Here is a 19,435-nt window from a genome sequence, read left to right on the forward strand (position 1 = left end):
TCCCCGTCCTCCGAGCCGCGTCCCGGAGGACGGACCTTTTTCGAAGGCCATCATGAACTCGACACTTGCTATCTTGGCGATCCTCGATGGGATCAGCTACGCCGCACTGGTGTTCTTGGTCTCTGTCGGGCTCAGCCTGATTTTCGGCGTGCTGCGCGTGGTCAACGTCGCGCACGGTTCGCTGTACGCGTTCGGCGCCTACCTGGCTGCGACGTTCAGCCTTGCAATCGCGCCGATCTCGCCTTGGCTCACCTATCCCGCGCTGCTGGCCGCCTCCATCGTGATCGGCGTCGTGTGCGGCGGTTTCATCGAACGGTTTCTGCTGCGACCGCTCTCTGGACAGGAGGACGTCCTCCAGCTTCTGATCACTTTCGCCGCCTTCATGATCATGGACAACCTGCAGCGTCTGATCTGGGGCGTGCAGCCCATCTTCGCCGCGGAGCCGTTGAGACTACTTCCCAACATCGCCGTGTTCGGCGTCAGCTACACGTCATACCAGGTCATTCTGCTGCCCGGCGTCGCATTGGCGACGCTGTTCGGGCTCCGCTACTTCCTGCGCAGGACCCTGTCGGGAGCGGTGATCCTTGCGGTCACGGAGGACCGCGAAGCTTCGACGGCCATTGGGATTGACGCAAAACGCGTATATTTCGTCACTTTCGTCATCGGAGCGAGTCTGGCCGCGTTGGGAGGAGCGCTGGCCTCGCCGACCACCTCGCTGGTCCCCGGTATGGGCGCCGATATGATCGTGCTTTCCTTTGCCGTCGCTGCGACCGCTGGTCTCGGCCAGATCGAGGGCACCGCGCTCACCGCGCTGATGATCGGCCTGACCCGTGCCTTCGTGATCTATCTCCAGCCGGAATTCGAAGTTCTCGTTCCCTATCTGCTGATGGTGCTGGTGCTTCTGGTGCGTCCGTTCGGCCTGTTCGGCGCCGTGCAGGTAAGGAAAATATGATGAGCGGTCGCATCAAGCCGGTCACCACGATCGCGACTATCTTCTTTCTGGCCAGCGCCGTCGCGCCCCTTTTTGTAGCGAGCTGGGCAACCTTGTTCGCGTTGATCCTAGCGAAGGGCATCGTCGTTCTCGGTATCATTCTTCTGCTGCAGGCGGGACAGGTGTCGTTCGGACATGCAATGTTCTTCGCTACCGGGGCATATACCGCGGCGTTCTGGGGCAAGTACGTCGGTGGCGGCGACATCGTGCTCTTCATCGCGCTGGGCGGCATAACCTCCGCCGTCTTCGGCCTCATCGTCGGGCTCTTCGTCGTGCGCTACCGGGAGATCTTTTTTGGAATGCTGAATCTGGCGTTTTCGATGGTGCTGTGGTCGCTGCTGGAGAAGATGTTTCATTACACCAACGGCGCCGACGGCATCCGGGTCCCTCGTCCGGCCCTGTTGGGGCTGTCGTTTACGCCCGAAACCTTCCAGTACGTCATTCTTTACGTGAGCCTCTTGATCGCGGTCGTCGCCTTCTACGGCGTGCAACGCTATCTCGATAGCCCGCTCGGACACATGCTGCGTGCCGTCAAATCGAACGAGACCCGGCTCGAGTATCTCGGGACGTCCGCACGGCGCGTGCTTCTGATAGGTTACGTAATCTCGGCTTTTCTCGGCGGCATCGGCGGCACGCTGGTGGCGATCATCCAGCAGATCGCCACGCCCGAGTTCGGGTTCTGGACGAAGTCGGGCGAGTTCGTCTTCATCGCGATCCTCGGCGGCAGCGCCCACGCCTTCGGAGCGTTCGCCGGCGCGGCGATGTTCGAGTGCGTGCGCTTCTATGCGGCGGCCCACCTGGCCGACACCTGGCAGCTGATCCTCGGCGCGGTCTTGATCGTCATCATTCTCTATGCGCCTAACGGACTGATCGGTCTCAGGCAGCGCTACGGCCAGGCGAAGCAGGGAGGACATTGATGGCCAACGTCCTCCTTTCCGCGAAGGGCATCAAGATCCGGTTCGGTGGTGTCGTCGCCGCCGACGGTATCGATCTGGATGTGCTCCAAGGCGAGAACCTCGCGATCATCGGACCGAATGGCGCCGGAAAGACCACCTTCCTCAACATCTCGACGGGTTATCTGCGGCCGCAGGCCGGAACCATCACCTTCCTTGGCCAGGAAATCACCGCGCAGCTCCCGCGCACGATCACCAAGCTCGGCATCGCGCGGGCCTTTCAGATACCGCAGCTCTTTCTTGATCAGACTGTGATGGAGAACATGCTGATCGCCGCGGCCTCGCGGCTGGGAAGCCCTTCCGGCTTCACGGCCCTTTCCGCCCTGCCTGAGCTGCCTGAAATGGAACGCCTTCTGGATCTCGTCGGCGTCAAGTCGTACGCGTCTCGCAAGGCGAGGGAGCTCCCCGAGGGACAACGCAAGCTGGTCGACATCGCTCTGGCGCTGGCGCTAAAGCCCAGACTGCTGCTGATGGACGAGCCCACCTCGGGCGTCGCCTCCGCCGAAAAGCTGGAGATCATGGACATCCTGACGTCCGCGCTCGCCAAGGAGAAGGTGACCTCGGTCTTCGTCGAGCACGACATGGACATGGTGGAGCGCTATGCCCACCGAGTCGCGGTGTGGAACGTCGGGAAGATCCAAAAGGTCGGCACGCCCGCGGAGGTTCTGGCCGATCCCAAGGTCCGCGAACAGGTGATCGGCATATGACGGCGATGCTGGACTTCGAGAACGTCAACGTCGCGATCGCCGATGCGCCGGTGCTGCGCAGCGTCAGCTTCTCGCTGCCGCCGGGCGCGACCGCCGCGCTCATCGGGCGAAACGGCGCCGGCAAGACCACGACGGTACGGACCATCATGGGCTTCACGAAGGCGAGCGGCATCGTGCGCCTGGGCGGTCAGGACCTGGGGCATGTTCCTCCGCATCGCCGGCCCTTCTTAGGCATCGGCTACGCCCCCGAGGACCGTCGTCTCTTCTCGGCCTTTACGGTGGAAGAAAACATTCTTCTGCCCGGTCGCGTCGCTAAACTTGGCGCGGACGAGGCGCGCCGGCGGCTGGAGCGAACCTACTCCGTCCTGCCGGAACTCAAGGAACTTGCGAGTCGCCCGGCGGGCTCCGTCTCGGGCGGCCAAGGCAAGATGGTCGCCCTCGGGCGCGCCCTGATGCTAGGCACCCGCCTCGTCATTCTGGACGAGCCGTTCCAGGGACTCGCCCCTGTGCTGGCGCAGAGGTACGCCGAAGCGCTGCGTCGGCTTCGTTCGCAGGACCGGGACATTACCCTGCTGATCACCGAGTCGAACCCAAAGCTGCTCGAGACTTTCGCCGACGTGACGCTGACGATCGAGCGCGGCGAAATCGAAAGCCGGTTCCTTGCGTAGCGCTCGCCCGGTTCGGCGCGCGAAACAGACGGTCAAGCCAAGCTCCACGAGCTGCTCAACTCGCACCAACTGGAATTGGGGCGATGATGGCATTATGCCCCTGTTTTGCCCGACGGAACAACCTGTTTTCGTAAAATCCGCAAGGCTCGCCGCCAAGTCATTGAAATCGCTGTCACCGGCTACTGTGCATGGGGTTGTTTTCGACGTTTCTGTTTTCAGCGAGCGGGCCTGATCCAGGGCCGGCGCTAGTGTCCGCCGAGATAGGCCGTGATCAGCCGGGGATCGTGGATGAGATCCTTGGCGGGGCCGGACTGCACGATCTCGCCGGTCTCGAGCACATAGCCGTAGTCGGCCGTCTCCAGCGCGGCGCGGGCGTTCTGCTCGACCAGCAGGATCGAGACGCCGAGATCGCGCAGCGAGGCGATGGTGCGGAAGATCTCGCGCACGATCAGCGGTGCGAGGCCGAGGCTCGGCTCGTCGAGCATGAGCAGCTTCGGCTTGGCCATCAGCGCGCGCCCGAGCGCCAGCATCTGGCGCTCGCCGCCGGAGAGGGTGCCGGCGGCCTGGCGCTGCCGCTCCTTCAGGCGCGGAAAGCGATCATAGACCTCGTCCAGCGTCTTCTGGACGCCCGAGCGGTCGCGCAGGCTGTAGGAGCCGAGCAGGAGATTGTCGGCGACCGACATGTCGGAGAACAGCTCGCGCTTCTCCGGCACGAGGCACAGCCGACGCTCGACGCGGTCCTCGACGGACATCCTGCCGATGTCGTTGCCCTGAAAGACGAGGCGGCCGCGGGAGGCGAGCAATCCGATAGCGGCCATCAGCAGCGTGGTCTTGCCGGCGCCGTTCGGGCCGATCACGGTGACGATCTGGCCTTCCTCGACCGACAGCGAGACGTTGCGGACCGCTTCGACATTGTCGTAGCAGACGGTCACATCCGTCATGGAAAACATCTCGCTCACGCGACGCCTCCGAGATAGGCCTCTTGAACCCGTTCGTCGCTCCGGATCGCGGCAGGCGCGCCCTCGCAGAGCTTGGAGCCGAAGTCGAGCACGACGATGCGGTCGACCAGCGACATCACGAACTCCATGTCATGTTCGACGATCAGGATGGTCAGATGATCCGACCGCAGCGAGCGGAGCAGCTCCGCAAGCCTGAGCTTCTCCTGGCGACGCAGGCCCGCGGCGGGCTCGTCCAGCACCAGCAGCGCCGGGTCTGCGGCGAGCGCGCGCGCGATCTCCAGGATGCGCTGGTTGCCGAGCGGCAGATTGCCCGCGAGCTCGAACGGCTTGTCGCCGAGCCCGACGCGCTCGAGCTGCTTCAAGGCCTCGTGCCGGGTGCTGGCTTCCTCGCGCTGGTTGAGGCGGAGGGCGCCGGCGAACAGGCCCGTGCTGGTGCGCGCGTAGGTGCCGAGCATGACGTTCTCGAGCAGGCTCATGCGCGGCCGCAGCTTCACATGCTGGAAGGTCCTGGCGATTCCGTCCCTCGCGATGCGGGATTGTGGATCGCGCGTGATGGCGCGTCCGGCAAAGACGATCTCGCCCTTGTTGACCCTGAGTGCGCCCGTCAGGCAGTTGAACATCGTGCTCTTGCCGGCGCCGTTTGGGCCGATGACGGCGAGGATCTCGCCGGAGCGGACTTCGAAGCTGACATTGTTGACGGCGACGAGACCGCCGAACCGCCGTTCGGCGCCGTCGACCTTCAGAAGCAGTTCGCCCGGTTTCGGCTGGGGACGGCGGGGCAGTGGCGGGGCGGCTGGCGGCCGTTCGCGCTTGATCTTCGGCAAGTAGCGCGCGACGAACGGCACGATGCCCTGCCGCGCCCATTGCAGGAACAGGATGAACAGCGCGGAGAAGGCGACGATCTCGAGCTGGCCGGACGCGCCCTTGGCGATCAGCGGCAGATAGTCCTGCACGCTGTTCTTGAGTAGGGTGACGATAGCGGCGCCCACGACGCCGCCGAGCAAGCTGCCGGCGCCGCCGACCATCGACATCATCAGATATTCGATGCCCATGCCGGCCTCGAACGGGCCCGGGCTGATGAAGCGGCTCATATGGGCGTAGAGCCAGCCGGAGAGCGAGGCGAGGAAGGCCGCGATCACGAACGTCACGAGCTTGATCCGGAACGCGTTGATGCCGAGGCTTTCGACCAGGATATTGCCGCCGCGCAGCGCGCGCATGGCACGGCCGACCCGGGAGTCCAGGAGATTGTAGCCGAGGAAAAGCACCACGACGACGATGCCCCAGATCAGGAAATAGATCTGGGCGCTCGAGACGAGCGCGAATGATCCGATACTGATCGGCGGGATCGACGAGATGCCGTTGAAGCGCCCGAGTCCCTCGACATTGCCGAACAGGAAGCCGATGGCGAGCCCCCAGGCGACGGTCGAGAGCGACAGGAAATGGCCCTGGAGCCGCAAGGTGACGACGCCGAGGACGGTCGCGACACCGCAGGTCAGCGCCACCCCGAACACGAGGCCGAGCCACGGCGAATATCCATTCAGAGCAGAGACCCAGGCCGTGGCATAGGCCGCGACGCCGACGAAGGCGGCCTGTCCGAAGGACACGATGCCGCCGACGCCAGTGAGCAGGGCAAGGCCGATCGCGACCAGCGAATAGATGCCGATATAGTTCATCAGCGTGATGCTGAAGGGGTTGAGGACGAATGGCGCGAGCGCGAGGCACGCTACCGCCGCCACCGCCGCGAGCTGAACGTGAAGGCGCGTCATTCCTCGATCTCCTCCTCGGAATGCAGCGAGGCGAGGGATCGCCAGATCAGGATGGGGATCAGAAGCGAGAACACGATGACATCCTTCAGCGCGCTGCTCTCGAAGGATGCGAAGCTTTCGAGGATACCGACGCCGACCGCGCCGATGGCCGCGCCGGGATAGCTGGTCATGCCGCCGACGATGGCGCCGACGAAGGCCTTGAGGCCGAGCAGGAAGCCGGAATCGTAGAATATGGTGTTGACGGGCGCGATCAGGATTCCGGAGACGCCGGCCATCAGCGAGCCCAGGAGATAGGCGATGGTGCCGGCGCGGGCGGGACGTATGCCCATCAGGCGGGAGCCGGTCCGGTTCACGGCCGTGGCGCGGAGCGATTTACCGACCAGCGTGAAGTCGAAGAAGAGATAGAGCAGGCCAGAGAAGACGAGGGCTGCGATCACGATCAGCATGGTCTGGCCCGAGATCAGCACGCCCGCAAGCTCGGTCGACAATGACGTCAGCGGCTCGGTCCTGACACCCTCGGGACCGAAGAAGAGCAGCCCAAGGCCGACCAGCGCGAAGTGCAGGGCGACGGAGACGGTCAGGAGCAGCAGCACCGTTCCGTCCGCAATGGGACGGAAGACGATCCGGTCCAGCAGCGGGGAGATGGGGGTGATCAGCATCAAGGCCAGCACGAGCCTGATGGCGAGCGGCGGATCGGCGCGCATGGTCAGCCAGGCGAGACCAACAACGGCCAGCGGCAATGCGAGATAGAAGAAGAGAGCGCGCGGAAGCAGCTGACGCTCGCCATTGCGCAGCAGCGAGACGATTTCGATCAGGGTTGCGAGGCACGCAAGGATGAGGACCAGCGCGCCCGTGCCCGGAAAGCGCTTAGCGTCGAGCGCCGCCAGCGTCAGCGCCGTGAAGGCCGCGATGTCGCCAAAGGGAATGAAGATGACCCGTGTCACGGTGAAGATGAGGACGGTCCCGATCGCCACCAGCGCGTAGACTGCGCCGGTGGCGATCCCGTCGATCGCAAGAATGGCTGCGATGTCGCTCGTCATTGAGAACGCCGTCCCCTTGTTCTGGTGGCCTGCCGCTGTCCGACTACGGCGCGTATTTCCAGGCGCCGCCGGTCAGGCGCACCACGACCAGCGCGCGCTCATCGACGCCGGTCACCGAGCCGGGCTTGAAGTTGTAGATGGCGTGCACGCCGGGCAGCTCCTTGGTGCTGAGAATCGCGTCCCGCAGGGCGGCGCGAAATTCCGCCGTGCCGGGCTTCGCCGTCTTGAGCGCGCGCTCTGCTGCGTTGGCGAAGATCAGCCAGGCGTCGAACGAGTACGCGGAGAAGCCGTCCGTGGTGGGGATGTTATGGACCTTTTGGTAGACGCTGCGGAAATCCAGCGCGATCTTCTTGGCGAAGTGTTCGTCGGGCAGCTGCTCGGCCACGATGACCGGGCCGGCGGAGACCTGGATGCCTTCGGCCGCCTTGCCGCCGACGTTCACGAAGTCCGGATTGACGAGCGCCACCGTGCCGTAGGTGTTTCCCTTGAAGCCGCGCTCCGCGAGGCTGAGGAGCGGCAGCGCACCTTGGGTCCCCGAGCCACCATCCAGGACGGCGTCCGGCCGCGCCGCAAGCACTTTGAGGATCTGCGCGGTGACCGAAGTGTCGGTGCGCGCATAGCGCTCGTTGGTCTGGATCTTGACGTCGCCGGCGGCCTCCGCCGCCTTGGCGCCGTTGTAGACGAGGTCCCCCCAGGCGTCGGAGAAGCCGATATAGCCGATGTTCTTCATGCCATCGCGCTTCATGCGATCGGCGATGATCTTGACGAGGAGGGATGCAGGCTGCGGCACCGACACCACCCACTGCTCGGGTGTTTCCGGCAGTTTGCCGATCGGCGAAACCGCGATCATCGGCACTTTCAATTCGCTCGCCACTGCCGCCATGGCGATGGTCGAGGGCGCCGTCGCCGTGCCGATCAGGAGGTCGACCTTCTCTTCTTCCACCAGCTTGCGGGCGTTGCGGGTCGCGGCCGACGGGTCGGAGCCGTCGTCGAGCTGGATCAGGCGGATGGTCTCGCCGTTGACGGTCTTCTTGTATTCATAGGCCGCGTTGATGCCGCGCCCGTAGGGGATGCCGATCGACGAGCCGTTGCCGCTGAGCGAGGTGACGAAGCCGATGGTGATATCGGCCCGCGCGGCGGGGGCTGTGACGATGCCGGCAGCAAGTGCAAGTAAACTCAGAGCCTTGCGCATATGCGTTCTCCTCCGTTGATGCTGGATAGGAATGCTTCGATGCTGCCGCGCGGGGTCACCGAACGACGAACCGACCGATTGAAAACATTGCTGCGGCGCCAAATACCGGGCGCGACCGAAGAGAGTGTGCTGGCCCGGCGCTCAGCAGTCATGATGTTGCGTGCCGCGCGAACGATAGGCCCACCGGCACATGCAAGCGGGCGTTTTCCGGAGCGATGAAAGGTCGTCGATGCCGCCGCGATGCGCGACCGGCGATGCTGCTGCTAAGGCCGGCTGTTCGAGCACGGCGACTGTCCACACGATCGAGTCTCTCAAAATCGGTGCCCTGCAACATCATTGTCATGGCCACCGGTCCTTGACCGGCGAGGAATTACTTAAAGCCTAAAGTAACTCCGGTGGCGCCGTCAACACGTGTCACGGGGCTGTCAGAAGAAAATGTTGTTGCATACAATTTCGTCAGTGTGCGGCGCTTCTGCGCTATTCCACCGATCAAAAACGCTGTGCTCGCCTTGGCCCCGACGGTACTGGTCACCGTCGCGGCCGCGCGCATTTGACGCGTCAATTAGTTTATGATTGAAATATATTCATCGGCAGCCGACGACCGATCCTCCGATCACCGCTTGAGGAGAAGGACGATGCGCATCTTCTGGCAGAGCTTTGTTGATGCGAGCGTGAATGCGCCCTACATGGCGCGGCTGTCGGAATACCTGAACGACATCGCTGCGCCAGGCACGGCGGTCCACGTCCAGGGCATCAGTCCGCCGGACCGCGAGTTCGGACGGCTCGCGGAATTGCGCTGTGCGGTCCAGGCAATCGACAACGGCATCGCAGCGGAGGAGGGTGGGTTCGACGCCTTCGTCATGGGGCATTTCCAGGATCCCGGACTCTACGAGTTGCGCTCGGCGCTCGACATTCCCGTGATCGGGACTGGCGAGGCGACGTTGCTGGCGGCCTCTCAACTCGGGCGGCGGCTAGGTCTTGTGACGCTCGATCCCGTCTTCGAGGTCTTGCACTATGAGCAGGCTGAGCGTTACGGCCTCGGCGATCGCGTCGTCCATGTGACCGGCCTTGGCTGCAGGCCGGATGATTTCGCCGATGCGTTCGCCGGAAACGCTGCCGCGCAAGCCCGCATGGTCAAGGATTTCGTCGCCTGCGCGCTCCCGCTGGTGGAACGCGGCGCGGATGTCGTGATCCCGGCCGGCGTGTTGCCAGGCCTCTTGATCGGGCGGGAGCATGGCCTGAAGGTCGGCTACGCTCCGGTGGTCAACTGCGCGGCCGTGGCGCTCAAGAGTGCCGAGATGTGGGTGCAGCTCCGGAAGCTCAATGGCACCGAGCCCAGCCGCGGGCCGAGCTTCAGGCGGGCCAGCGCCCAGGCCCGCGATGACTTCCGCGCGCTACTTGCCCGTAACAGCCGCTAGTGCTCGAAAAACCGTTCCTGGAGAACAAATAATGATGACCCCCGAAAAGATCCTGTACGAGACCGAGGTGACGGCGACCGGAGGCCGGGATGGCAAGGCGGCCAGCGCTGACGGTCTGCTCTCGGTGTCCCTGTCCTTGCCGAAATCGATGGGTGGTCCCGGTGGCGAAGGCACCAATCCCGAGCAGCTCTTTGCGGCCGGCTATGCCGCTTGCTTTCTCGGCGCGGTCAGGCTCGTCGCGCGCACGCGGAAGGTAGTGCCCTCTGCCGAGCCCTCCGTGACTGCGAAGGTTGCGATGGGGCCGGTGCCCGTCGGATATGCCCTCGCTGTCGAGCTGAAAGTCAACCTGCCCGGTGTCGAGAAGGCCGTGGCCGAAGAGGTCGTTGCCGGTGCGCATGAGCGTTGCCCCTATTCCAACGCAACCCGCGGCAATATTGACGTGAAACTGACGGTGGTCTGAGGCGGATGAACGAGGACGGTCGGTGACCAACACCTTGCGCGCACCATATGACGGCGTGGTGATCGCGGCTCCCGTCACGATTCCCTATGTGCGCTACTCCATCGAGAGCGCGCAATGGTGGATCGGGCGGGCGCTGAGCGCGCTCGTCGCGCAGGCCGGCATCAAGGCCTCCGATATCGACGGCCTGTGCGTCTCCAGTTTCACCATGGGCACGGACAGTGGCGTCGGCTTGACGCAGCATTTCGGGCTCTGCGTCCGGTGGTTGGACACGATCCCGCTCGGCGGCGCCAGCGCCATCGCGGCGCTGCGCAAGGCCGCGCGCGCGGTTCAGGCGCGCGATGCCGACATCGTGGGGTGCGTCGCTGGCGACACCAATCACGTCGATTCGTTCAGGCTGACGCTGGAGAATTTCTCGCGGTTCAATCAGGACGCCGTCTATCCTTACGGCGCGGGCGGCGCCAATGCCAGCTTTGCGCTGATTGCGCGCAACTATATGCGAATGTTCGGCGTCGCGCGCGAGGACGTCGGCAAGATCGCTGTCGCCCAGCGCGCCAATGCCCTGCGCAACCCGCATGCGCTCATGAAGGCGCCGCTCACGCTCGAGCAATACCTGGCGGCCCGGCCGATCTCCGATCCGATCCACCTGTTTGATTGCGTGATGCCCTGTGCGGGCGCGGAAGCTTTCCTCGTGATGCGCGATGAGACGGCTTCATCCCTGAAGCTGCCCGCCGCGCGACTCCTTTCGACGATCGAGCGGCACAATGCCTTTGCCGACGATCCGATGCAGGTGCGCGGCGGCTGGGCGATGGATGTCGGCGAGCTCTATGCGATGGCCGGCGTCAAGCCTGACGATCTCGATGTCGTGCAGACCTATGACGACTATCCCGTCATCACGATGATGCAGTTCGAGGATCTCGGATTCTGCAAGAAGGGCGAGGGCGCTGAGTTCGTGCGCCAACACGATCTCACCATCGACGGCGACTTCCCGCACAATACCTCGGGCGGACAGCTCTCGGTCGGGCAGGCCGGTGCCGCCGGCGCCTATCTCGGCCTCGTTGAAGGGCTGCGGCAGGTTCTGGGCAGTGCCGGTCCCACGCAAGTCAGGAATGCGAGCCTCGCTCTGGCCTCCGGGTTCGGTATGATCAACTATGATCGTGGTCTCGCCTCGGGTGCCGCGATCCTTGCTGGACCTTCGCGATGATAGAGCCGATCAAGCCCCCCCGGCGCAAGAACCCGCTGCTGCGGACGCGGCTACCGGCCTCGCCACCACGACCGCGCAGCAGGATGTCGCACGGGTTCACGCGTGCGGCCGCCGAAGGCCGCTTTATGCTGCAGCGCTGCGAGGCTTGCGGCGCCTTTGCCTATCCGGCGCGCGAAGCCTGCCCGTCTTGTCTTTCGGCCGGCCTCGCTTTCGTCGATGCGCCGCGGCGAGGTGTACTGCTTGCCGAGACAACGGCACGGGTGCCGAGCGACGTCTATTTCCGCGAACGGGCGCCGTGGCGGATCGGCCTCGTCAAGATGGATTGCGGTCCGACGATCGTCGCACATCTTCATGCCGACTGCGCAGAGGGCGCGGCCGTCAGCATGTCGCTGCAACTCGACAAGAGCGGCCAGGCGGTGGCCTTTGCCCGTCCCGAAGGGGAGACTCCCAACATGGCAGACGACAAGCAGTGGCGGGAGATGACGGCCGATCCGAAATTTCGTCGCGCGCTCGTCACCAACGGCCGCAGCGTCATCGGTCAGGAAGCCGTCGCCGCCTTGACGGCGGCGGGCGCCAAGACGGTGTTCGTCGGCGTTGCCGAACCATGGCGGCCGTTCGCCGGCGAGGAGCGGCTGCGGGGCCAGGAGGGGATCGAGATCGTGACTCTCGATGCGGCTGACGAAAAATCGGCTAGCGATCTTGCGGCCGATATCGGCGGCAAGGTCGATATTCTCGTCAACACGACGGAATATGTCCGGCCGGGCGGCCTGCTCGATCGCAGAGGCACGAGCATCGCACGGGACGAGATCGATCAGGCCTATCTCGGCTTCATCAATCTCGCTCAAGCCTTTGGCCCCACCATGCGGATGCGCGGTGCCGACGGCATCAACAGCAGTGCCGCATGGGTCAATATTCTCTCGGTCTATGCACTGGCGAACTGGCCCGCCTTCGGCGCCTACTCGGCCTCGCAAGCGGCGTGCCTGTCGCTGTCGCATTGCTTGCGCGCGGAGTTGCGGCCCGGCGGCGTCCGGGTAATGAACCTGTTCACCGGCCCTGTCGACACCGAATGGTTCCAGACCGTGCCGCCGCCGAAGGTCGCGCCGCGCGTGATCGCGCAGGCGATCGTCTCGGGCCTCAAGAGCGGGCTCGAAGAGATGTATGTCGGAGATGTCGCCGAGGAGATCCGACAACGTCTCGCGGCCAATCCGAAAGCGCTCGAGCGCGAGCTTGACAGATAGCAAGCGGATTTCAACCGAGCTGGAGGACGTGACCATGCAAAGCAAGAGTCTCCTAGAGCTGGCGAGTGCGATTTCTTCCGGCGCGGTGCGCGTCGTCGATCTGACCTTCACACTCAGTCCGGACTTTCCGGTCATCGTCCTCCCGCCGGAGTTCGGTCAGGCCGCGCCTGTCCGCATCCAGGAAATATCGCGATACGATGGTCGCGGCCCGGCCTGGTACTGGAACAACGTTACGTTCGGCGAACACACCGGCACGCATTTCGACGCGCCGATTCACTGGTTCACCGGCAAGAACCTGCCGAACAATGCCGTCGACACGATGCCCGCCAAGGACATGATTGCACCGGCCTGTGTCATCGACTGCTCGGCGCAGGCAGCGCAGGATCCCGATTTCCTGCTGACCGTCCCGATTGTCGAAGCCTGGGAAGCCAGGCACGGCCGTATCCCCGAGCGGAATTGGGTGCTGCTCAGGACCGACTGGTCGAAGAAAGGCTGGCGCGATTACTCCAATCTCGGGGACGACGGCGCGCATACGCCGGGCCCGAACCCGGCGGTGATGAAGTGGCTGGTGGAGGAGCGCGGTGTCATCGGTTTCGGCACCGAAACCATCGGCACGGATGCGGGGCAGGCCGGGCACTTCGAGCCGCCTTATCCCGCGCATCACTTTCTGCACGGCGCGGGCCGCTACGGCCTGCAATGCCTGTGTAACCTGGATCAGCTTCCGGCCACCGGCGCCGTCATCGTGGCCTCGCCACTGAAGATCCAGAACGGTTCCGGCAGCCCGCTTCGAGTCATCGCTCTGGCGTCGTCGACCTGAGCCCAATCCATGGCGCTCGCCAATCAGACCAAGAAATTCTCACGTAAGACAGGTGCCATGAACTTGATCAAGAGCCTGGTGGCTTTCACTGCATTGCTGCTTGCCGTTCCGCAATTCGCGCAGGCCGAGATCCTCGTCGGATTCGTCACCGGCCTCAGCGGGCCGGTATCATCGATTGGTATTCCCAACGCGAAGGGGATCGCGGCAGGTCAGGTCTATATCGGCGAAATCGGCGGCGAGAAGCTGCGGGTCATCCAGCTCGACGACGGCTCCGATCCGACCGCGTCGGCACGCAATGCGCGCAAGCTGGTGGAACAGGAGAAGGTCGATATCCTGATCGGCACGTCCGGCGCTCCCCAGACGCTCGCGATGGCGACCGCGGCCATCGAGATGAAGATTCCGATGATCGCGGTGTCGCCGATCGCACCGGTGCCGTCAGGCGACGGCGGTCCCTGGGTCGTGCAGACGCCGCAGCCGACGCCGCTTCTGGTGCGAGGAATCGTCGACCACATGAAGGCCAAGGGCCTGATGACCGTCGCCTTCATCGGTTTCTCCGACGCGTTCGGCGATCTCATGTACAATTCGCTCGAGCAGAGTGCGAAGGCCGCTGGCATCAAGGTCGTCGCCAACGAACGCTATGCCCGGTCGGACTCCTCGGTGACGGCTCAGGTGCTGCGCGCACTCGCCGCGCGTCCCGACGCCATCATGCTCGGCGGCACCGGCACGCCAGGCGCGCTGCCGGTCATCGCGCTGTCCGAGCGGGGATATAAGGGACCGCTCTATGGCAATCACGGGCTGATCAGCGCCGATTTCCTTCGTCTGGCCGGCAAGGCCGCCAACGGCATCATGTGCCCGACGGGACCTGTGACCGCGGCGGAGCAGCTTGCGGCCAGCAATCCGATAAAGAAGGTCGCCCTGGATTTCCGCGCGGCCTTCGAAAAGGCCAACGGCGAGGCGCCGACGGATTCATTCTCGTCCTATTCCTTCGACGGCTGGCTGATCTTCGCCGACGCCGCCAAGCGTGCGCTGGAAACCGGTGCCAAACCAGGCTCACCTGAGTTCCGTACCGCGATTCGCCAGGCGCTGTTCACCACCAAAGAGGTGGTCGGGACGCAGGGCGTCTACACCTACACGCCGGCGGACCGGCATGGGGTCGACGATCGCTCGCGCATCATGGTTCAGATCGAGGACGGCAAGTACAAGCTGTTGCCTTGAGGTGCGAGCATGGTCGCAATGGAGAAAGATGCGCTGGCGAACATCAGCGAGGTGGTCGGCGGTGAGGACGTGACGCCTGCCTGGGCGCGCGCGATGGCGTCGTTTCCGCCGTCTGAGCGCATCCTCTCGACGATGCTCACGCGGCAGGCGGAGCGTTACGGCGACCGCCTTCTGCTCGTGGCCGGGGAGACGCGTTGGACCTTTGCGCAGGCTGCGGCGATTGCGGCTGCGTCGGCCCAGACGCTGGTCGATGCCGGGATCAAGCCGGGCGACCGGGTCGCGCTGATGTGCTCGAACCGTCCGGAGTTCTTGCAGGTCTATCTCGGCTGTGCGTGGCTGGGGGCGATCGCCGTCCCGATCAATACCGCGTTGCGCGGCTTCCAGCTGTCACACATTTTCCGCAACTCGCAACCCGCGCTTCTCGTCGTCGAGGCTCAGTTCGCCAGCGCGGTCGATAGTGTCGAGGCGGATGTCGAGCTGCCGCCTCGGACCTGGATCATCGGAGCTGGCGCCGACGCGGTCGGTGCCAGGATTTCCGCGGTCCCGCTGCCGCCTCTTGGCGCCGCAGCCCCGGCGGGCGCCGTCCGTCCCGGTGACACCGTTGCGATCCTCTATACGTCGGGCACCACGGGGCCTGCGAAGGGTGTGTGCTGTCCGCAGGCGCAGCTGTTCTGGTGGGGCATCTATTCGGCGCGCGCGCTCGGAATCCGCGAGGGCGATGTGCTGTTCACGACGCTGCCGCTGTTCCACACCAACGCGCTGAATGCGTTCTATCAGGCGCTGCTGAACGGATGCACGTACGTGCTCGAGTCGAAGTTCTCTGCTTCCGGCTTTTGGGCTGCCGCGCGACACCACAATGCGACGGTCGGCTATCTGCTCGGTGCGATGGCGTCGATGCTCCTGGCGCAGCCGAAGAGCGCAGACGAGTCAATGCATCGTCTTCGTGTCGCGCTTGGCGGCGGCGTGCCGCCGCAAATCCACGGCCCGTTCCGCGAGCGCTTCGGCGTACCGCTGGTCGACGGCTACGGGTCGACCGAGACGAATTTTGTGTTCGCCGGCACGATCCCGTCGGATCGGGCGGGGACTATGGGGTACCTGGCCGATGGCATCGAGGCGCGGATCGTCGACGAGAATGATTCCGCGCTGCCTGATGGAGAGGCCGGCGAGCTCGTGCTTCGCGCGAGAGAACCCTTTGCGTTCGCGTCCGGCTATTTCGGCATGCCGGAGAAGACCGTGGAGGCCTGGCGAAATCTCTGGTTCCACTCCGGCGATCGGGTCGTTCGCGATTCCGACGGGCATTATCGCTTCGTCGATCGCATGAAGGATTCCATCCGCAGGCGTGGCGAGAACGTGTCCTCGTGGGAAGTCGAGCAGGCCATCCAGGCGCATCCCGCGGTCGCTGCCTGCGCGATCTACCCGCTGCCATCGGAGTTGGGTGAGGATGAAGTTGCTGCTGCGATTCTGCTGGAACCGGGCCACTTGCTACAGCCCGTCGACATCGTCAGGCATTGCGAAGGGCGGATCGCCTATTTCGCTATTCCGCGTTATGTGCGAATCCTCAGTCAGATGCCGCTGACGGAGAACGGCAAGATCAAGAAGGGCGTACTGCGCGATGCCGGCGTCACGACGGATACATGGGATCGCGAAGCGGCCGGAGTGAAGGTACGACGCTGACATCGTATTCGCTTAAGGTTTTTGCAGGGCGTCCCTGACGGCGGCCTTGAGTTCGTCGAGTTCGCCGATCAATCCATCGAACCGGTCTGCCGGGAAATCCGCCAGCAGCTCGGCAAGCCATGCGCCGTGGCTCTTGGCCATTCGCCTGAAGATCTTGCGGCCTTCGACCGTCATACAGACGATCTGCACGCGCCGGTCGAGGTTCGACGCCGTGCGGGTGATGTATCCATCTGCGACCAGGCGGTCGACGATTGGCGTGAGGTTCCCGGCCGAGACCATCAGGCGCTTGGGCAGCTCTCCCAGCACAAGTCCGCTTGGTTCGCGGTCGAGCTGGGCGAGAACGTCGAAGCGGGGCATCGTGAAGTCGAACTCTTCGCGAAACCGGCGCCGCAACTCGCCTTCGATGAGGGACGTGCAGGCGAGCAGTCGGAGCCAAAGGCGTGTCTGAGCCCTGTACTCGGCCTCCTGATCCGTCTCATTCCTGGCCGAAACAGGCGTGGACTCCTTCGCGAGTGCCAATCGAATCTCCCGGGCTTCGTGGCTCATGAAAGCTGGCGCAGCTCTCGTGGACGTCGGCAAGATAGTTCGTGCCAAAAGTAAATTCAAGGCTGCCTCCGAAGGATCCGGAATCGGCGCCGCCGTGCATCCGATTTACACTGAATTTCATGATCGGTGCTGCGGTGAGGGGCTTGCCTCCAACGTCTTTGCAGAACCGTCTTGACAATGCACGCATCGAGGAAATATTTTATACTTAAAATAATTGGGTGAGAGCTCGGCGCAACGCGCGAAAGCGAGGGATCATGCGCATAGTCTGTATCGGCGGCGGGCCGGCCGGCCTCTATCTGGGCCTCCTGATGAAGCGTCGACATCCGGAGCATGTCATCACGGTCGTCGAGCGCAACAAGCCCTACGATACGTTTGGCTGGGGGGTGGTGTTCTCCGATGCCATGATGTCTGCGATGCGCCTTGCCGACCCCGAGAGCGCGGCCGAGATCGAGAACGCCTTCAATCATTGGGACGACATCGAGCTCGTCTTCAAGGGGACGCGCCAGCGTACTACCGGCCACGGCTTCATCGGCATTGGTCGCAAGCATCTGCTCAACATTCTCCAGAGGCGCTGCGAGGCTCTGGGTGTCGAGCTCGCCTTCGAGCGCGAGGTGGAGTCCGATCTCGAATTTCCCGACGCCGACCTGATCGTCGCCTGCGACGGGGTCAACTCCAGGATTCGTGCCCGCTATGCCGAACAGTTCCAGCCGGATATGGTGATCCGGCCGAACCGCTACATCTGGCTCGGCACCAAGAAGGCGTTCGACGCCTTCACGTTCGATTTCCAGAGGACCGAGCACGGCTGGTTCCAGGCACATATCTACAAGTTCGATGCGGAGACCTCGACCTTCATCGTCGAGACCACGGAAGAAGCCTACAATGCTCACGGGCTGGGCGAGCTCGATCAGCAGGAGTCGATCGACTTCTGCGAGAAGATCTTTGCGGAGACGCTCGACGGTGCGAAGCTTTTGACCAACGCCCGCCATCTGCGCGGCTCGGCCTGGCTCAATTTCAGCCGCCTGATCTGCGGCAAATGGAACGTGTTCAACGGCCGCTCCCACGTCGTGCTGATGGGCGACGCCGCGCACACCGCGCATTTCGCCATCGGGTCGGGCACCAAGCTCGCGCTCGACGACGCCATCGAGCTCGCCAACCAGTTCGATCGCCATGGTCACGGACGCGAGGGCATCCCGACCGTGCTGGAGGCCTACGAGGAAGTGCGTCGCGTCGACGTGGCGCGCATCCAGAACGCCGCGCGCAATGCCATGGAATGGTTCGAAGTAGTCGGCCGGCGCTATGCTGATACGCTCGAACCGCCGCAATTCTTTTATTCGATGCTGACGCGTTCGCAGCGCATCAGCCATGAAAACCTGCGCCTGCGCGACCGTGCCTGGTTGGAAGGATTCGAGCGATGGTTTGCCGCGCGCTCGGGCATCGTCGTCAAGGACGGCGAACGGGTACCGCCGCCGATGCTGACGCCGCACCGCGTGCGCGGCCTCACGCTGGCGAACCGCATCATGGTTTCACCGATGGCGATGTATTCGGCGAAGGACGGGCTCATCAACGACTTCCACATCGCCCACCTCGGAGCGCGCGCCATGGGCGGCGCCGCGTTGATCTTTGCCGAGATGACCTGCGTCTCGCCGGATGCCAGGATCACGCCGGGCTGTCTCGGGCTCTGGAATGATGAGCAAGCGGCACAATGGCGCCGGCTGGTCGATTTGATCCATAGCGTCGGACACGCCAAGGTCGGCATCCAGCTCGGCCATGCCGGGCGGAAGGGATCGACCCGGCTCGCCTGGGAGGGGATTGACCAGCCGCTGGCTTCGGGCAATTGGCCGCTGATCTCGGCTTCCGCGCTGCCCTATCTGCCGCACAGCCAGTTGCCGCGGGAGATGAACCGCAGCGACATGGACCGCGTCCGCGACAATTTCGTCGCCGCAACGCACCGTGCTGCCGACGCCAAGGTCGATTGGCTCGAGCTTCATTGCGCCCATGGCTATTTGCTGTCGAGCTTCCTCTCGCCGCTGACCAACCGGCGGACCGACGAATATGGCGGCAGCCACGAAGCTCGTGCGCGCTTTCCGCTGGAGGTGTTCAGGGCGATGCGCGCGGCATGGCCATCCGATCGGCCGATGTCGGTGCGGCTGTCCTGCCATGACTGGACCGAAGGCGGCAACACGCCGGCGGACGCCGCGATCTTCGCTGCGATGTTCAAGGAGGCGGGAGCAGACGTGATCGATTGCTCCTCGGGACAGGTCTGGAAGGAGGAACGGCCGATCTACGGCCGCCTGTTCCAGACGCCATTCGCCGATCTGATCCGCAACGAAGTCGGCATCGAGACGATTGCAGTCGGTGCGATCTCCGAGGCCGATCACGCCAACTCGATTCTCGCGGCTGGCCGCGCGGATCTCTGCGCGATTGCGCGGCCGCATCTCGCCGACCCGGCCTGGACGCTGCACGAAGCCGCGCGCATCGGCATCACAGCGGTCAACTGGCCGAAGCAGTATCTGTCCGCCAAGGGACAATACGAAGCCAATCTGGCGCGTGCTGCTGCCGTGGCCGCGCAGTGAGCGAAGGAGGGGATCGG

At 64.2% G+C, this 19,435-nt stretch carries 17 protein-coding genes; 12 read left to right on the forward strand and 5 right to left on the reverse strand.

Features of this window, described 5'->3' with window-relative positions; translation table 11 throughout:
• The first annotated feature begins 52 nt into the window (after positions 1-52).
• The 4 genes from ACVWYQ_RS00565 to ACVWYQ_RS00580 are packed head-to-tail and all read left to right on the forward strand — an operon-like array spanning position 53 to position 3,319.
• The gene (locus tag ACVWYQ_RS00565) at positions 53-952 is read left to right on the forward strand and encodes a branched-chain amino acid ABC transporter permease (RefSeq protein WP_036013410.1); all 900 of its coding nucleotides are present in this window, start codon (positions 53-55) and stop codon (positions 950-952) included.
• Complete coding sequence (locus ACVWYQ_RS00570; protein WP_225131369.1) at positions 952-1,908, forward strand: branched-chain amino acid ABC transporter permease; 957 nt, start codon at positions 952-954, stop codon at positions 1,906-1,908. The genes ACVWYQ_RS00565 and ACVWYQ_RS00570 overlap by 1 nt, the downstream gene beginning before the upstream one ends.
• Entirely contained in the window at positions 1,908-2,651 is a 744-nt protein-coding gene (locus ACVWYQ_RS00575; RefSeq protein ID WP_128262344.1) for an ABC transporter ATP-binding protein, read from the forward strand. The genes ACVWYQ_RS00570 and ACVWYQ_RS00575 overlap by 1 nt, the downstream gene beginning before the upstream one ends.
• Positions 2,648-3,319 carry an ABC transporter ATP-binding protein gene (locus ACVWYQ_RS00580; protein ID WP_404541884.1) on the forward strand — a complete coding sequence of 224 codons (672 nt, stop codon included), beginning with the start codon at positions 2,648-2,650 and terminating at the stop codon, positions 3,317-3,319. The genes ACVWYQ_RS00575 and ACVWYQ_RS00580 overlap by 4 nt, the downstream gene beginning before the upstream one ends.
• Positions 3,320-3,564: 245 nt before the next feature.
• Here the strand turns inward: ACVWYQ_RS00580 and ACVWYQ_RS00585 are convergent, their stop codons facing one another.
• From ACVWYQ_RS00585 to ACVWYQ_RS00600, 4 genes are read right to left on the reverse strand one after another with little or no spacing between them, the layout of a single operon-like run.
• Positions 3,565-4,278: an ABC transporter ATP-binding protein gene (locus ACVWYQ_RS00585; RefSeq protein ID WP_109144179.1), complete on the reverse strand. Its 714-nt coding sequence runs from the start codon at positions 4,276-4,278 to the stop codon at positions 3,565-3,567.
• Positions 4,275-6,044, reverse strand: coding sequence for a branched-chain amino acid ABC transporter ATP-binding protein/permease (locus ACVWYQ_RS00590; protein ID WP_271540757.1), 1,770 nt, complete (start codon positions 6,042-6,044; stop codon positions 4,275-4,277). Before ACVWYQ_RS00590 ends, ACVWYQ_RS00585 begins: the two co-directional genes overlap by 4 nt.
• On the reverse strand, positions 6,041-7,084 hold the full coding sequence (locus ACVWYQ_RS00595) for a branched-chain amino acid ABC transporter permease (protein WP_271540756.1): 1,044 nt from the start codon (positions 7,082-7,084) through the stop codon (positions 6,041-6,043). Before ACVWYQ_RS00595 ends, ACVWYQ_RS00590 begins: the two co-directional genes overlap by 4 nt.
• A gap of 43 nt (positions 7,085-7,127) precedes the next feature.
• The gene (locus ACVWYQ_RS00600) at positions 7,128-8,276 is read right to left on the reverse strand and encodes an ABC transporter substrate-binding protein (RefSeq protein WP_271540755.1); all 1,149 of its coding nucleotides are present in this window, start codon (positions 8,274-8,276) and stop codon (positions 7,128-7,130) included.
• A gap of 635 nt (positions 8,277-8,911) precedes the next feature.
• On the opposite strand from ACVWYQ_RS00600, the gene ACVWYQ_RS00605 reads away from it, so the two are divergent.
• From ACVWYQ_RS00605 to ACVWYQ_RS00635, 7 genes are read left to right on the forward strand one after another with little or no spacing between them, the layout of a single operon-like run.
• Complete coding sequence (locus tag ACVWYQ_RS00605) at positions 8,912-9,694, forward strand: aspartate/glutamate racemase family protein (protein ID WP_404541879.1); 783 nt, start codon at positions 8,912-8,914, stop codon at positions 9,692-9,694.
• A 31-nt stretch (positions 9,695-9,725) separates the two neighbouring features.
• Positions 9,726-10,154, forward strand: a complete 429-nt coding sequence (locus ACVWYQ_RS00610) for an organic hydroperoxide resistance protein (RefSeq protein ID WP_333919222.1) — start codon at positions 9,726-9,728, stop codon at positions 10,152-10,154.
• A 22-nt stretch (positions 10,155-10,176) separates the two neighbouring features.
• Positions 10,177-11,355, forward strand: a complete 1,179-nt coding sequence (locus ACVWYQ_RS00615; RefSeq protein WP_271540754.1) for a thiolase family protein — start codon at positions 10,177-10,179, stop codon at positions 11,353-11,355.
• Positions 11,352-12,593 carry an SDR family NAD(P)-dependent oxidoreductase gene (locus ACVWYQ_RS00620; RefSeq protein WP_404541877.1) on the forward strand — a complete coding sequence of 414 codons (1,242 nt, stop codon included), beginning with the start codon at positions 11,352-11,354 and terminating at the stop codon, positions 12,591-12,593. The genes ACVWYQ_RS00615 and ACVWYQ_RS00620 overlap by 4 nt, the downstream gene beginning before the upstream one ends.
• Before the next feature lie 34 nt (positions 12,594-12,627).
• Positions 12,628-13,410: a cyclase family protein gene (locus ACVWYQ_RS00625; RefSeq protein ID WP_404546251.1), complete on the forward strand. Its 783-nt coding sequence runs from the start codon at positions 12,628-12,630 to the stop codon at positions 13,408-13,410.
• Between the two features lie 57 nt (positions 13,411-13,467).
• Positions 13,468-14,625 carry an ABC transporter substrate-binding protein gene (locus ACVWYQ_RS00630; protein WP_404541875.1) on the forward strand — a complete coding sequence of 386 codons (1,158 nt, stop codon included), beginning with the start codon at positions 13,468-13,470 and terminating at the stop codon, positions 14,623-14,625.
• 18 nt (positions 14,626-14,643) lie between these two features.
• Entirely contained in the window at positions 14,644-16,299 is a 1,656-nt protein-coding gene (locus ACVWYQ_RS00635; RefSeq protein WP_404541872.1) for an ATP-dependent acyl-CoA ligase, read from the forward strand.
• A 12-nt stretch (positions 16,300-16,311) separates the two neighbouring features.
• On the opposite strand, the gene ACVWYQ_RS00640 is transcribed toward ACVWYQ_RS00635, so the two are convergent.
• Complete coding sequence (locus ACVWYQ_RS00640) at positions 16,312-16,818, reverse strand: MarR family winged helix-turn-helix transcriptional regulator (RefSeq protein WP_128262334.1); 507 nt, start codon at positions 16,816-16,818, stop codon at positions 16,312-16,314.
• Between the two features lie 281 nt (positions 16,819-17,099).
• Between ACVWYQ_RS00640 and ACVWYQ_RS00645 the strand changes: the two genes are divergently transcribed.
• A complete protein-coding gene (locus ACVWYQ_RS00645; protein ID WP_271540751.1) occupies positions 17,100-19,418 on the forward strand; it encodes a bifunctional salicylyl-CoA 5-hydroxylase/oxidoreductase in 2,319 nt (772 codons plus the stop codon).
• The last annotated feature ends 17 nt before the right edge of the window (positions 19,419-19,435 follow it).

This window comes from Bradyrhizobium sp. USDA 3397 (genome assembly GCF_054060965.1).